Annotated in this window: 14 protein-coding genes and 3 pseudogenes; 10 read left to right on the top strand and 7 right to left on the bottom strand. The window is 69.1% G+C overall.

The window, feature by feature from the left end:
- Positions 1–26: 26 nt before the first annotated feature.
- Positions 27–238 (top strand): annotated as a pseudogene (locus tag ACIPEK_RS22360) (serine hydrolase); the annotation flags it as partial.
- Between the two features lie 10 nt (positions 239–248).
- Here ACIPEK_RS22360 and ACIPEK_RS22365 read toward each other — a convergent pair.
- Positions 249–1241 (bottom strand): aldo/keto reductase, encoded by a 993-nt coding sequence (locus ACIPEK_RS22365; RefSeq protein ID WP_401998745.1) that lies wholly within the window; start codon positions 1239–1241, stop codon positions 249–251.
- A gap of 219 nt (positions 1242–1460) precedes the next feature.
- On the opposite strand from ACIPEK_RS22365, the gene ACIPEK_RS22370 reads away from it, so the two are divergent.
- The gene (locus tag ACIPEK_RS22370) at positions 1461–1847 is read left to right on the top strand and encodes a hypothetical protein (RefSeq protein WP_401998748.1); all 387 of its coding nucleotides are present in this window, start codon (positions 1461–1463) and stop codon (positions 1845–1847) included.
- Here the strand turns inward: ACIPEK_RS22370 and ACIPEK_RS22375 are convergent.
- Complete coding sequence (locus tag ACIPEK_RS22375; RefSeq protein WP_401998751.1) at positions 1831–2121, bottom strand: hypothetical protein; 291 nt, start codon at positions 2119–2121, stop codon at positions 1831–1833. The two genes, ACIPEK_RS22370 and ACIPEK_RS22375, sit on opposite strands and share 17 nt — an antisense overlap.
- Before the next feature lie 23 nt (positions 2122–2144).
- Positions 2145–3131: a LacI family DNA-binding transcriptional regulator gene (locus ACIPEK_RS22380; protein WP_401999076.1), complete on the bottom strand. Its 987-nt coding sequence runs from the start codon at positions 3129–3131 to the stop codon at positions 2145–2147.
- A gap of 261 nt (positions 3132–3392) precedes the next feature.
- Between ACIPEK_RS22380 and ACIPEK_RS22385 the strand changes: the two genes are divergently transcribed.
- The 7 genes and pseudogenes from ACIPEK_RS22385 (at position 3393) to ACIPEK_RS22415 (ending at position 9420) form a co-directional block, all read left to right on the top strand.
- A complete protein-coding gene (locus ACIPEK_RS22385) occupies positions 3393–4319 on the top strand; it encodes a carbohydrate ABC transporter permease (RefSeq protein WP_401999079.1) in 927 nt (308 codons plus the stop codon).
- Between the two features lie 5 nt (positions 4320–4324).
- A complete protein-coding gene (locus tag ACIPEK_RS22390; protein WP_401998754.1) occupies positions 4325–5266 on the top strand; it encodes a carbohydrate ABC transporter permease in 942 nt (313 codons plus the stop codon).
- Positions 5267–5340: 74 nt separating this feature from the next.
- Entirely contained in the window at positions 5341–6681 is a 1341-nt protein-coding gene (locus ACIPEK_RS22395) for an ABC transporter substrate-binding protein (RefSeq protein ID WP_401998757.1), read from the top strand.
- Positions 6682–6863: 182 nt separating this feature from the next.
- Positions 6864–7741 (top strand): annotated as a pseudogene (locus ACIPEK_RS22400) (beta-galactosidase); the annotation flags it as partial.
- A 73-nt stretch (positions 7742–7814) separates the two neighbouring features.
- Positions 7815–7916 (top strand): annotated as a pseudogene (locus ACIPEK_RS22405) (beta-galactosidase); the annotation flags it as partial.
- 51 nt (positions 7917–7967) lie between these two features.
- Entirely contained in the window at positions 7968–8786 is an 819-nt protein-coding gene (locus tag ACIPEK_RS22410; RefSeq protein ID WP_401999081.1) for a beta-galactosidase trimerization domain-containing protein, read from the top strand.
- Between the two features lie 451 nt (positions 8787–9237).
- On the top strand, positions 9238–9420 hold the full coding sequence (locus ACIPEK_RS22415) for a hypothetical protein (RefSeq protein ID WP_401998760.1): 183 nt from the start codon (positions 9238–9240) through the stop codon (positions 9418–9420).
- 369 nt (positions 9421–9789) lie between these two features.
- Here the strand turns inward: ACIPEK_RS22415 and ACIPEK_RS22420 are convergent, their stop codons facing one another.
- From ACIPEK_RS22420 to ACIPEK_RS22435, 4 genes are all read right to left on the bottom strand, one after another.
- Entirely contained in the window at positions 9790–11199 is a 1410-nt protein-coding gene (locus ACIPEK_RS22420) for a hypothetical protein (RefSeq protein WP_401998763.1), read from the bottom strand.
- Between the two features lie 241 nt (positions 11200–11440).
- The gene (locus ACIPEK_RS22425) at positions 11441–11926 is read right to left on the bottom strand and encodes a hypothetical protein (protein ID WP_401998765.1); all 486 of its coding nucleotides are present in this window, start codon (positions 11924–11926) and stop codon (positions 11441–11443) included.
- 1 nt (position 11927) lies between these two features.
- Positions 11928–12206, bottom strand: a complete 279-nt coding sequence (locus tag ACIPEK_RS22430; protein ID WP_401998768.1) for a hypothetical protein — start codon at positions 12204–12206, stop codon at positions 11928–11930.
- Positions 12203–12628 carry a hypothetical protein gene (locus ACIPEK_RS22435; protein WP_383079403.1) on the bottom strand — a complete coding sequence of 142 codons (426 nt, stop codon included), beginning with the start codon at positions 12626–12628 and terminating at the stop codon, positions 12203–12205. The genes ACIPEK_RS22430 and ACIPEK_RS22435 overlap by 4 nt, the downstream gene beginning before the upstream one ends.
- 26 nt (positions 12629–12654) lie before the next feature.
- Here ACIPEK_RS22435 and ACIPEK_RS22440 point away from each other — a divergent pair, with 26 nt between their 5' ends.
- The gene (locus ACIPEK_RS22440; protein WP_401998772.1) at positions 12655–12918 is read left to right on the top strand and encodes a hypothetical protein; all 264 of its coding nucleotides are present in this window, start codon (positions 12655–12657) and stop codon (positions 12916–12918) included.
- The last annotated feature ends 9 nt before the right edge of the window (positions 12919–12927 follow it).

The following is a 12927-nucleotide window of genomic DNA, read 5'->3' on the forward strand; positions in this document are numbered from 1 at the left end:
TTCGAACGCGTGGGCTCGAACTGGCCGGACTGGTCTCCACGGCCGACGACTGGCCGGCGTTCGCCCGGATGCTGCTCGCCGACGGCGGCGGACTGCTGTCACCCGCATCGGTGCGGCAGATGACCACCGACCGCTTACCCCGGCCCAGAGCAGGGCCGGTGCGCTGTTCATCGAGGGTCGGGGCTGGGGCTTCGGCGGCTCCGTGGATGTGGAGAAGGCCGATCCGTGGAACGTGCCGGCCGACCTCGTCAGGCCAGCAGCGTGGAGATCTCCGTCAACTGCTCCTCCCTCAGCGGCCCGTGGGCCAGCGCCCCGGCGTTCTCCTCCGCCTGGGCGACCGTCCGGAATCCGGGGATCGGCACGGTGTACGGGCTGCGGGCCCAGAGCCAGGCAAGGGCGCCCTGCGCGAGGGTGCGTCCGTCCGCGGTCAGGACCTCGCGTACGGCATCGACCCGCGCCGCCCACTCGGGCGCCGCGGTCCCGCCCGCTCCGAACCACCGCAGCCAGGCCGGCGGGGTGGCCCGGATGTCGCCCGCACCGCCGCGCCGCTCGGGGCCGTACGCGCCGGTGAGCAGCCCCATCGCGAGCGGGCTGCGGTTGATGCTCGCGAGCCCACGCTCCGTGCAGAGCGCGAGCATCTCCGGCGCGTCCTCCAGCACATTGCAGGCGTGCTGCACGGCGACGCAGTGCGCGCCCTGCGCGAACAGTGCGGCGCGCACCGGGTCGTCGGTGCTCCACGCGTAGGACCGGATCAGCCCCTCGGCCACGAACCCCTCGCAGGCATCGCGGAGTTCTGCGGCTTCGTCGAGCGGCGCGTCGGACAGATGCAGCTGGTAGAGGTCGATCCGGTCGGTGCCGAGCCTGCGCAGCGAGGCGACGAGCGCCTCGCGGGCGTACGTGGGGGAGCTGTCGCCCCCGATCAGCGTGCGGGCTTGCTCGTCGAAGCGATTGCCCCACTTGGTGGCGATGACGACGTCATCACGGCGCCCGGCGAGAGCCCGGGCGAGAATCCGTTCGCTATGCCCGGTCCCGTACACATCGGCCGTGTCGAAGAACGTCACGCCGAGCTCCAGTGCCCGCCGGATCGCCGCGACGGACTCCTCGTCCTCGACCTTGCCCCAGCCGAGCGGATTGCCGTCCGGGTCCGACCACTGGCCGCCGATGGCCCAGCACCCGAAGCCGAGCGCACTGACCTCGATGCCGTCGCGCCCCAGGTTCCTGCTCTTCGTCTCTGTCTCCATGCCTCAGGAGGCTAGGAGTTGAAGTGCGCACGAGGGCAAGTCCCGCGCAATCAGCTTCGGCAGCGTACGGGCCCACGCCCTTGATCTGCTGGAAGGTCTGTACGAGGTCGTCGGCGGTCTGGAGCTCTTCGGTGGTGTGGTCGCGGAAGAAGGCGGCGAAGTGGGGGGAGGTTCTTGGCGCGGTAGCCGAGGCGGTCCTGCTCCTTGAGGGGCTCGGGAGTGACGTCCGTGAGCTCGGCGGGGGTGAACCAGGCCCTGAGGGTGATGCCGTCGAAGTGCACGAGCCGGCCGTGGTGGGTGAGCAGGTCGCGGGGCATCCGGGTGGTGCGGGCGACGGCGACGTTCTGCAGGAGCAGCGCGACCGCGGCGATCTCGAAGTGGTCTTCGGCCGCCGTCGAACTCGGCCCGGCCAGCAAGCTCTGGACCACCCGGGCCACCTGCAACCTCACCGCCCCCCTTGAAAGGATCCGCGTCGACCGCCAGCTCGAAGAGGCCCTCAACCACGGCGCCGGCCCACTGCACCTCGCGCTCGTCTTCGGTATCGACGAGAAGACCGCCATCCGCTACGCGGACTCCGCACGGCACACTGTTAAAAAGGGCCGCTGAACAGCAGCTTCGATGAAGTCCGCTCGACCGGACACTCCAAGAGAGATGTCCGCCCCGAGTCAGCGGATCTGCAGCAGGCCCCGCCGGACTCGGCGCCGGCCGCCTGGCCGAAGTGCCTGAATTCAAGGAACGGGACGGACATGTCGATGAGCAGCTCGCGCTCGGTGATCGCGAGGCGCAGGCCGACCTGCCAGTGCTTGCCTCGCAGGCCGGGGTCCGCGTGCGCCACGGCGTTGGCTGTAAGGAGGCCCACCACTTCGGTGGCCGCCTCCACGTTCCCCGGCCACTGGCACATCGTCAGCCGCGTCCGTGCGCCGTGCTGTCCCGCACCACGAGCCGCATGGGCACCAGCGTAGTTCCCCGCTCCGCCTCGCCCTGCCGTACCTGGCGCAGGGCGCTCTCCACGCAGCGGCGGCCGACCTCGGCGAAGTCCTGGTGGACCGTGGTCAGCGGGGGAAGGAACGAGCCCGACTCCGGGATGTCGTCGAAGCCGATGACCGAGACGTCCTGGGGGACCTTGCGGCCGCGCTCGTCGAGGGCGCGCAGCAGGCCGAGCGCCATCTGGTCGTTGGCGGCGAACACCGCGGTGCAGTGGGCCTGTTCGGCCAGGTGGAGGCCCGCGCGGTAGCCCGACTCCGCCGACCAGTCGCCGCGCACGAGGGGTGGTGGCACGCGGCCCGCCTCCTCAAGTGTCCTGCGCCAGGCGTCGGTTCGACGTTGTGCCGCGTACGACGTTTCCGGTCCGGCGAGGTGCCACACCGTACGGTGCCCGAGGTCGAGCAGGTGCAGCACGGCGTCCCGCGTGCCGCCCGCCTGGTCCGTGTCGACGACCGCGTACCGGTCTCCGGCGTCCGAGTCCGCGACCACGATCTTCACGTGCGGCGGCAGCGACAGGCTCGCCGAGTCGAGCAGATGGACCTCCATGATGACGATGACCGCGTCGACTGCCAGCTCACCCAACCGGGAGAAGGCGCCGCGCACTTCGTCCTGGGTGGGGACCGCGACCGGCAGCAGCGTGACCGAGTACCCCTCCTGTGCGGCCGATGTCGCGATGGCCTCCAGCGTGCGCATGTTGCCCGTCGTGGACAGCGTGAATGTGATCACGCCGATCGTGCGGAAGTCGCCCCGCTTGAGCGCGCGGGCCGCGCTGTTGGGCCGGTAGCCGAGCTCCTTCATCGCCGCGAGGACCCGTTGCCGTGTCTCCTCGTTGACGCCGGGAAAGCCGTTCGAGACGCGGGACACCGTCTGCGAGGAGACACCCGCGACCCGGGCGACGTCCGCCATCGACGCGTTCTGCGTACGGCGTCGGCCACCGGCCCTGCCTCGCGCCGGGGCGCTGTCCGTTGCTCCCACCGTTTTCCCTCACCAGCTGTCTCGTTCGTATACCGAGAGACGGACTCTTGACCGTGATCAACGGGGCGGTGTAGACATGCCGCCACCGAATGTTTACGTAACCATAACAGCCGTCGGTTCCTTGCGCGTCGGAATGGTTACGCAAACATCAGGGACACCACCCGCGAGGGATGTATGAGCGAGGGACGCGAGATGACGACGCTTCAACCGTCGGCGGCCACAAGGCCCCGCCCGGCCGGATCGCCGGTGCGACGGGCGCGCCGCTCGTGGACGGGATGGGGGTTCATCGGCCCCTTCGTCCTCGTCTTCGCACTGGTCTTCCTGGTGCCGCTCGGGTACTCGATCCATCTGAGCCTCTTCAGGACCCAGCTCATCGGCGGCACCACCTTCGTGGGCCTGGGAAACTACCAACAGGCCCTGCAAGACAGTCAGTTATGGGGCGGGGCCGGGCGCGTCGGCCTGTTTCTCCTGATCCAGGTGCCGATCATGCTGGGCCTCGCCCTGCTGGTCGCGCTCGCCCTCGACAGTGGCCGTCTCTACGGCAAGGACTTCTTCCGGATATCCGTCTTTCTGCCCTACGCGGTGCCCGCCGTCGTCGCCTCCCTCATGTGGGGCTTCATCTACGGCACCCGCTTCGGCCTGGTCGGCGACATCAACGACGCGTTCGACGTGAAGCTGCCCGATCCGCTCTCCTCCGAGCTGATCCTGGCGTCCATCGGCAACATCGTGACCTGGGAGTTCGTCGGCTACAACATGCTGATCTTCTACGCCGCGCTGCGTGTCATCCCGCACGCGCTGTACGAGGCGGCGGAGATCGACGGCGCGGGACAGTGGCGCGTCATCTCGGCGATCAAGCTGCCGGCCATCCGCGGCGCGCTCGTCATCGCCACCATCTTCTCGATCATCGGCAGCTTCCAGCTCTTCAACGAACCCGCCATCCTCCAGAAGCTGGCACCGAACGCGATCACCACCGACTACACCCCGAACTACTACACGTACTCGCTGTCCTTCTCCGGCCAGCAGCACAACTACTCCGCGACGGTCGCCATCGTCATGGGCGTGATCACCATGATCGTCGCCTATGTCGTCCAGCTGCGCGGCATGCGCAAGGGAGCGTGATCCCAATGACTGGACTGAGCAGTACCACCACCGCCTTCCGGCCCCCGGCGCCGCCGAAGTCCGCCGCCTCGCGCCTGCGCACCCCGCACCGCCACACCCCGGGACGCCCCAAGCGCAGTGTCCTGCTGACCGTGCTCACCGCCGTCGTCCTGCTCTACAGCCTCGTACCGCTGCTGTGGCTGCTGATCAGCGCCACCAAGACACAGCAGGGCCTGGCGGGCTCGTTCGGCCTGTGGTTCGACGGGGACTTCGCCCTGTGGGACAACATCACCGAGACCTTCACGTACCAGGACGGCGTCTTCGGCCGCTGGCTCCTCAACACCCTGCTGTACGTGGTGGTGGGCGCGGGTGGCGCCACCTTCCTGGCCGTCCTCGGCGGGTACGCGCTCGCCAAGTTCGACTTCCCGGGCAAGCGGGGCGTGTTCGCGGTCGTCATCGGCGCGGTCGCGGTACCGACCACGGCGCTCGCCGTCCCGACGTTCCTCATGTTCAGCAAGATGGGTCTGACCGACACTCCGTGGGCGGTCATCATCCCGTCGCTGATCTCGCCGTTCGGCCTGTATCTGATGTGGGTGTTCGCCGCCGAGGCGATCCCCACCGAGCTGATGGAGGACGCCCGCATCGCCGGCGCGGGCGAGGTGCGCACCTTCTTCCAGGTCGCGCTTCCACTGCTCGCGCCCGGCACGGTCACCGTTCTGCTCTTCACCACGGTCGCGACGTGGAACAACTACTTCCTGCCGCTGATCATGCTGAAGGACCCCGACTGGTACCCGCTGACCGTCGGACTCGACGCGTGGAACAAGCAGGCGTACGCGGCGGGCGGTGAGGTCGTGTTCAACCTGGTGATCACCGGCTCGCTGATCACCATCGTGCCGCTGATCGCCGCGTTCCTGCTGCTCCAGAAGTACTGGCAGTCCGGTCTCGCCGCCGGAAGCGTCAAGGAGTAGGCGCAGCAATCCAGTTCAGCCTTCACTGTTTCTGAAATCCCTCTGTAGGACCACGACGAAGTGGAAGCATCGCCATGTCCAAGCACCCCCGCCGCCTGCTGCGCGGCATAGGTCTTGTCTGCGCCCTCGCCCTCGGGGCGACCGCCTGCGGCGGCTCCGATGGCGGCAACTCCGGCCAGAAGAAGGTCGGTTCGGCCGACATCCAGGCCGCCCTGAAGAAAGGGGGCACTGTCACCGTGTGGGCGTGGGAGCCCACCCTGAAGCAGGTCGCCGCCGACTTCGAGCAGAAGTACCCGAAGGTCGACATCAAGCTGGTCAACGCGGGCACCAACAACGACCAGTACAAGGCCCTGCAGAACGCGATCTCGGCGAAGAAGGGCGTCCCCGACGTCGCGCAGATCGAGTACTACGCGCTCAGCCAGTACGCGCTGACGAAGTCGGTCGCCGACCTCAAGCCGTACGGCGCCGAGAAGCTCGCCGACTCCTACTCTCCCGGCCCGTGGAACTCGGTGCAGGCCGGTGACGGCATCTACGGCCTGCCCATGGACTCGGGCCCGATGGCGCTCTTCTACAACAAGAAGGTCTTCGACAAGTACAAGATCGCCGTGCCGACGACGTGGGACGAGTACGTCGAGGCAGCCCGCAAGCTACACAAGGCGGACCCGAAGGCGTACATCACCAGCGACCTCGGCGACGCGGGCCAGACCACCAGCCTTCTGTGGCAGGCCGGTTCGCACCCGTACAAGGTCGACGGCACCAAGGTCGGCATCGACTTCACCGACGCGGGCGCGAAGAAGTACACCGAGACCTGGCAGAAGCTCATCGACGAGAAGCTCGTCTCGCCGATCGCCGGCTGGAGCGACGACTGGTACAAGGGCCTCGGCGACGGCACCATCGCCACGTTGCCCACCGGTGCGTGGATGCCCGCCAACTTCGCCTCCGGTGTGAAGGGCGCCTCCGGTGACTGGCGCGCAGCCCCGCTGCCGCAGTGGACCCAGGGGGCGACGGCCAGCTCGGAGAACGGCGGCAGCTCGCTCGCGCTGCCCGAGCTCGGCAAGAACAGGGAACTCGCTTACGCCTTCGTCGAGTACGCCAACTCCGGTGCGGGCGTGCGGACCCGCATCGAGAACGGTGCGTTCCCCGCGACCGCGAAGGACCTGAACTCCGAGGCGTTCCAGAACACCGAATTCCCGTACTTCGGCGGCCAGAAGGCCAACAAGGTCTTCGCCGAGTTCGCGAAGAACGTGCCCGCCGACTGGAAGTACCTGCCGTACCAGGTGTACGCCAACTCGATCTTCAACGACACCGTCGGCAAGGCCTACATCTCCGGCACGAAGCTGGACCAGGGCCTGAAGGCGTGGCAGGACGCGTCCGTCAAGTACGGCACGGAGCAGGGTTTCACCGTCGAGAAGTAGTCCCCGGAGCCTTTGAAGCTCCCCTTCGCTCCATCGGACCTCGGAAGGACCTGATGACCTCCCCCCTCACCTCCCGTTTCCCGTACCCGGCGGGCAGCGACGGCAGCCGACGCCTCGGCTACGGCGCCGATTACAACCCCGAGCAGTGGCCGCGGGAGGTGTGGGAGGAGGACGTCCGGCTGATGCGCGAGGCCGGCGTGAACATCTTCTCCCTGGCGATCTTCTCCTGGGCCCGGATCCAGCCCACCGCCGACACCTGGGACTTCGGCTGGCTCGACGAGGTCATGGACCTGCTGCACGCGGGCGGCATCGGTGTCGACATGGCCACCGCGACCGCGTCTCCGCCACCGTGGCTCACCACCGCCCACCCGGAGATTCTGCCGGTGACCGCGACCGGCGAGACGCTCTGGCCGGGCGCGCGCCAGCACTGGCGGCCCACCTCGCCGGTCTTCCGCACCCATGCGCTGCGCCTGGTACGGGAGGTGGCGACGCGCTACGCCGGCCATCCGGCCCTGGTCGCCTGGCACGTCAACAACGAGCTGGGCTGCCACAACGTCTACGACTACTCCGACGACGCCGCCCACGCCTTCCGCACCTGGCTGCTCCGCCGCTACACCACGCTCGACGCCCTCAACCATGCCTGGGGAACGGCCTTCTGGTCCCAGCGCTACAGCGACTGGCGCCAGATCCTGCCGCCGCGCCTCGCCGCATCGCACCCCAACCCGACGCAGCAGCTCGACTTCAAGCGGTTCTCGTCGGACGCGCTCAAGGACCATCTTCTCGCGGAGCGCGAGGTGCTGCGCGAGCTGACCCCTGACGTGCCGGTGACCACCAACTTCATGGTGATGGGCGGCATCAAGGGCATGGATTACGCGGACTGGGCGGACTCGGATGCGATCGACTTCGTTGCCAACGACCACTACGCCACCCCCGGCCCGCAGGATCGCGACGAGCTGTCCTTCGCCGCCAACCTGACCAGCGGCATCGTGGGCCACCGCCCGTGGTTCCTGAAGAACACTCCACCAGCGCCGTGAACTGGCAGCCCGTCAACCTGGCGAAGAAGCCCGGGGAGCTGGCGCGGGACTCGCTGCTGCACGTGGCGCACGGCGCCGACGCCGTCTGCATTCTTCCAGTGGCGCCAGTCGGCGGCCGGAGCCGAGAAGTACCACTCGGCGATGGTGCCGCACGCCGGTAGTGACAGCGAACTCTTCCGCTCTGTGACCGAGTTGGGGCGCACCCTCGATGCGCTCGCGCCGATCGCCGGAGCTGGGCGCGAACCCGCCCGCGTGGCAGTCCTGTTCGACTGGGACTCGTGGTGGACCAGCGAGCACGACTCCCACCCCACCTCGCTGCTCGACTACCACCGCGAGGCCCTCGACTGGTACTCCGCGCTGCTGCGGCTCGGAATCCGCGCCGACGTGGTGCCCGCACACCGCACCGACCTCACCTCGTACGACGTGGTGATCGCGCCCGTGCTGCACGTGGTGCCCCAGCCGTTCGGCAAGGAGCTGACCCAATACGTCGAGGGCGGCGGACACCTCGTCACCACGTACTTCTCCGGCGTCGTCGACGAGAACGACCACATCTGGCTCGGCGGCTACCCCGGCGCCCTGCGCGAGCTGCTCGGCATCCGCATCGAGGAGTTCGGGCCGCTTCTCGACGGCGCCACCGTCGACCTCGACAACGAGACGACCGGCAGCCTGTGGACCGACCGGATCAACGTCACCGGGCCGGACGTTGAGGTGCTCGCCCGCTACCGCAGCGGGACGTACGCCTCCCGTCCGGCCGTCACACGCTGTACGACGGGCCGCGGTTCGGCCGCGTACGTCTCCACCCGCCTCGGCGCCGAAGGCCTAGCCGCACTGCTGCCGGAACTGCTCGCACCGGCCGGCGTGACCAGTGAACTCCCGGACGGAGCGCGAGGGTCGGTCGAGCTGACCGTGCGCCGCGACGCCGACAGCCGCTACCTCTTCCTGGTCAACCGAGGCGACGTGTCGGTGCCGCTGCCCGGCATGACCGGTGAGCTGCTCATCGGTCCCGCGACGGGGGGCGGCCTCGTGCTGCCGCCCCGGGACGTCGCGGTGCTCCGGCAACCGGCCCCCTGAATCGCACCACAGCATTACCAACTGTCTGCCCATATATGAAGGCACCACTGACCATGCGTCGCAGCCGGGAGTGCTCGGGGTCGTCCATGCCCACGAAACTCATGTCGGTGGAGCCGCTGTGCGCGTGCTGCGGGTCGCCAGGACTGGGAAAGCCGGGGTTCGAGAAGTCCGCGCCGAGCCGGTTGTCGGCGAGCAGGGCTTTCTGTTCGGCGTGGGTGGTGACCACCCAGGGGGTGCTTCGGCCCCAGGACGAGACACGCGTGACCGGTCCACGGTCGGCAAGGGCCGTCATATGCGGGGAGAGCTCCAACGGGCAGGAGGCGGCGCGGGGGTGAGGGAAGGCGGGCAGGTCCGCGATGTCGGGAGGTGGCGTGGTCATGGGGGTCCCTCGACAGTCAGTGGTGGGGTGGCCGGTTCATGAACGGGCGAGACGTGATGGAGCCGCGAGCACTTGACTGTGGAGCCGTTTCTGCTGGGGCAGGTTCCAGCCCACGACGGCGGTGACGCCCTGCGGCCCGTCGCATCGGGCGACGAAGCGGCCGCTGTCCGCGCTGTCGACGATGCTCGTGGTGGCGTCGGCGGGGGTGTGCCGAACACTTGGATCTTCACGTCGAACTGGTCGGTCCAGAAGTAGGGGACGGGCGTGTAGGCGCGTTCGTCTCCGAGGGTGTTGGCCGCCACGACCACGGCCTGAGCGGTCGCGTTGGTGCGGTTCTCCAGCCGCACGTGCATGCCGAGGTCCTGATGGTGGAAGCGGGCGGCATCGCCCGCCGCATAGATACTGGGGGCGGCGCGGCACTGGGCGTCGCAGTTCGGACAGCGGCGGCCGGTCGTGAGGCGGGCCGGCGGCCGCGTCCAGGAGGGTGAGCCGGCCCCGGTAGCCGTTGCGGCGCTGCGCTTCGGCGATGCCGCACCCCTTGTCCGGCTGAGAATCAACCTCGCCGCGAAGCTGCCGACCCGGTCGCCGTGGGTCGCCACCGCATATCCTGGAGCCGGGCCGCGTTCACCTGTGTCCCACGCCCCGCACCACTTCCATCACTGCCCCCGCCACCGCACCCATTCGGTGCCTGCGGAGGTCCAGCACAGGAGTCGTGTTCGAGAGGGCGTGGGATGCCAGCAGGTTCATCAGGGGCCAGATGACGTCGGGGCGTCCCGTCACAGGAAATTCTTGACCGTCCGGGGCGATGACTCTGGCCGCGGTGACGCCCGCGAGCAGGTTGGTGCGGGCCCAGTCGATGACGTACGACATGCCGTTCGGGCTGACGTGGAGGACCACCTCCCTGGTGCGGTGCAGCACCGCCAGGTAGTTCATCGGTACCGTCAGCCGCCGGGTGGCGTCGAACGGGGGCGTGCCGTCCGCCGGATGGATACGCAGCACCGTGTCCAGGACCGGCCCGTGGTCCTGGAAGGTGGTCGTGCCGTGCATCTCCAGGAACCGGGCGCGCACCAGATGTCCACCGTGGCGCGACCACCGCCGTCCGACGGAGCCGAACGCCCCCTTCTCACCCGGGAGACGGTCCGCCAGCCACCGGGCCTCCTCGCCCGGCTCGGTCACCGGTGCCTGGTCCTCGGGGAAGGCGCGGGCCCGGTCGGCCAGAGCGCCGTACCGGGCTGCCGTTTCCGCACCCAGGCGCCGGATGTCGATCGTGTCACCGGCCATCGCGACGCCTCCGGCCGCCCGCGAGATCCGCATCTGTTCCAGCTGGCGACCGGGGCGCCGGGTCACATCGGTCCACCGGCCTTCGAGGTCGATCACCCGGCAGGTTCGCGTGCCCGCCAGCAGGGTGCTGCGGGGCCATTGAACGGTGACCTTGCCGCGCGCCTCCGGACCGGCCGGGCCGACGAGGACGACCAGACGGCCCGCCGTGACGGCTGACAGGCACAGGGGCGGCACCCGCCACTGGTCCGTGATCTCGAACCCAGGACACCCTGCGGACCCGGCAGCCTCGTCGCCGTCCCCGGCATCGTGCACCCGAAGCCTCAGCCTGATCACCGGCGTGAATTCTGCGGGTACGTAGTTGCCCACGTAGGTCGTGAATGTCGCCTCGCCGTCGGGGTTGTACCGCACGAATGACGCCTCCAGGACGTCCGCCCGCACCAACCGCGCGTCCGCCGGGCCCTCTTCGGACCGTGGCGCCCACATCACGAAGGTGTCGTCCCCGTACGAGCCGCTCTCACCCTTCACACGGTCCCTGCGCGTGATCCGCGGGAAGTCCTGCCGCGTGATCGTGAACGCCGTGACGGGGATCATGACCGTGCCGACCGACCCGACGCCGAGCGCGGACACCACCCAGCTCCAGCCGGCATCGTCAAGCCAGGCGAGATATCCCACGAAGAGGAAAACCGGGCCCGCCGAGCAGCAGATCGCGGCGAAAACAAGATGGCCGACAAACACACCGGCATAGCTCCGCATTTGCCTCTCCCCATGCATTCCCCGTACCTCACGGCACGGATCATCTTCTTTCCCGCACAGCCCCCGGCCCCACGGAGCCGCGCGGTCCCGACGCGAGTAGCGGCGCCCGTCCGACCGCCCTGCCGAATCCGCCCGGTCGAGCCGCTGTCCACATGCTCGTCGGCGAACGTGCCTCCCCTGCGACGGGGCCTGAGGCGTCACAGCGTGGCCGCGCCGCCATCCCCTCAGAGGGCGACCCAGCTCAGAATTCGACACGGAACCGGCCACGGGACGGGTCGACGACGGCTGGGAGCCGAAGACCTACGCGCAGGGCGGGATGGTGCGTGCGCTTCCAGGTCGTCTCGAACGTCCGCAACCCCGGCCCGCTGACCCGTAGACCGACCGCGACGCCGGATTCCTCCCCGCTCCAGTCGAAGTCGGTCAGGTCGGTGATCTCCGCGGTCGCCGGAACCCCGACGGCGTCGAGCCGCCGGTTGTGCTCTCTGCCGACGACAGCGTTGCCCCAGAACCCCAGGCCCAGGGGCACAAGGACCACCGTGAACACGACGCCCATGACCACGAGCTCCGCGCCGGTGAGGACGGCGAAGCCCAGCATGACCGGACCGCACAGGCACATCACCGCGGCAGTGATGTACAGGAACGTGGCTTCCCCCGGGCCGACCCGCGATATCTGCGCCATCGGCGTCGGCCTGGGGCCGGTCCCGTCCCTGTCCCCGTCGTCGGCCATGTCAGTGCTCCGAGCCCTCGGGCCGGCTCCGCGCCAGCCGGTCCGCCAGGGCCTGCAGGCCCACGAGACGGTGCGGGTCGTACAGGATGGAGTGGCGTCTGCCGTGCTTGGTGGTGATCGTCAGTCTGCGGCTCCGGCCGGGACGGAACTCCAGACGAGGCTCCTCCCCGATGTGGTATCGGGCGGCGTCGGTGTAGCCGAACACCTCCAGCACCCGGCCGTCGAAGGAGAGCAGGACGGAATCGGTCGCCGGCGCTTCGTGCAACGGCGTCGGGGTCACGGTGCCACGCCGTCCCCGGCGTAGAGGTAACCGCCGGGCCGGGCGGGGTCGGACACCAGCAGCACCTGGTCGCCGGTGCGGGGGATCCGCAGTTTGGAGACGATGGTCTGGAGGGTGATCCGGTCGGTCGTCCCGGACGGTTGCAGGACCAGGTCGACGACCGGGTCGAAGTTGACGAGTTTGCCGGTGTCGCTGATCGATACGACGACGGCGGCTATGGTCGGCGCTCCCATGGCGATCAACTGCCGGACATCGAGGGCGGAGTTGTACGCCCCGATCGACTGCTGAACTCTGGCGAAGTCCTCGTTCCCGAGGAATGCACGCGTGGTGCGACCGTAGAAGCCCTTGCCGCTGGCCACCTTGCCGGCGATCTCGGCCGCCCGTTCCTCGCGGTTCTGGCGACGCTTCCTGAAGATTCCCATAACGACTCTCCTTCTGGTGATGTCCGGTGCGGTTCGGGCTCGGGGTTGGCCGACAGCCGGAGAGCGACCTCGTTCTCGGCGTTCGGCAGGTACGGGACGGTGACGACGCGGCCGCCCTGGAGGCAGCCGGTCAGGCGGGCGGGGAAGAGCCGTTGGCCGGTCGCCTCGTACGACGATCCGCCGGGGCGGCCGACGAGTTGCCCGGCGACCGGGGCGACCGTCCCACGGCCGGTGTCGCGCGGTTGACCGTCGTGGGCATGGGTTCCCTCCTCGCCGTCGGCCCGGCCTGACGGTGTGGA

The organism is Streptomyces sp. NPDC088246, from assembly GCF_044741025.1.
Classification (GTDB): domain Bacteria; phylum Actinomycetota; class Actinomycetes; order Streptomycetales; family Streptomycetaceae; genus Streptomyces.

Excerpts from the sequence above, each read along its gene's own strand:
- ACIPEK_RS22365 (WP_401998745.1), bottom strand. The coding sequence starts at position 1,241 with ATGGAGACAGAGACGAAGAGCAGGAACCTGGGGCGCGACGGCATCGAG.
- ACIPEK_RS22380 (WP_401999076.1), bottom strand. The coding sequence starts at position 3,131 with ATGGCGGACGTCGCCCGGGTCGCGGGTGTCTCCTCGCAGACGGTGTCC.
- ACIPEK_RS22385 (WP_401999079.1), top strand. The coding sequence starts at position 3,393 with ATGACGACGCTTCAACCGTCGGCGGCCACAAGGCCCCGCCCGGCCGGA.
- ACIPEK_RS22390 (WP_401998754.1), top strand. The coding sequence starts at position 4,325 with ATGACTGGACTGAGCAGTACCACCACCGCCTTCCGGCCCCCGGCGCCG.
- ACIPEK_RS22395 (WP_401998757.1), top strand. The coding sequence starts at position 5,341 with ATGTCCAAGCACCCCCGCCGCCTGCTGCGCGGCATAGGTCTTGTCTGC.
- ACIPEK_RS22420 (WP_401998763.1), bottom strand. The coding sequence starts at position 11,199 with ATGCGGAGCTATGCCGGTGTGTTTGTCGGCCATCTTGTTTTCGCCGCG.
- ACIPEK_RS22425 (WP_401998765.1), bottom strand. The coding sequence starts at position 11,926 with ATGGCCGACGACGGGGACAGGGACGGGACCGGCCCCAGGCCGACGCCG.
- ACIPEK_RS22435 (WP_383079403.1), bottom strand. The coding sequence starts at position 12,628 with ATGGGAATCTTCAGGAAGCGTCGCCAGAACCGCGAGGAACGGGCGGCC.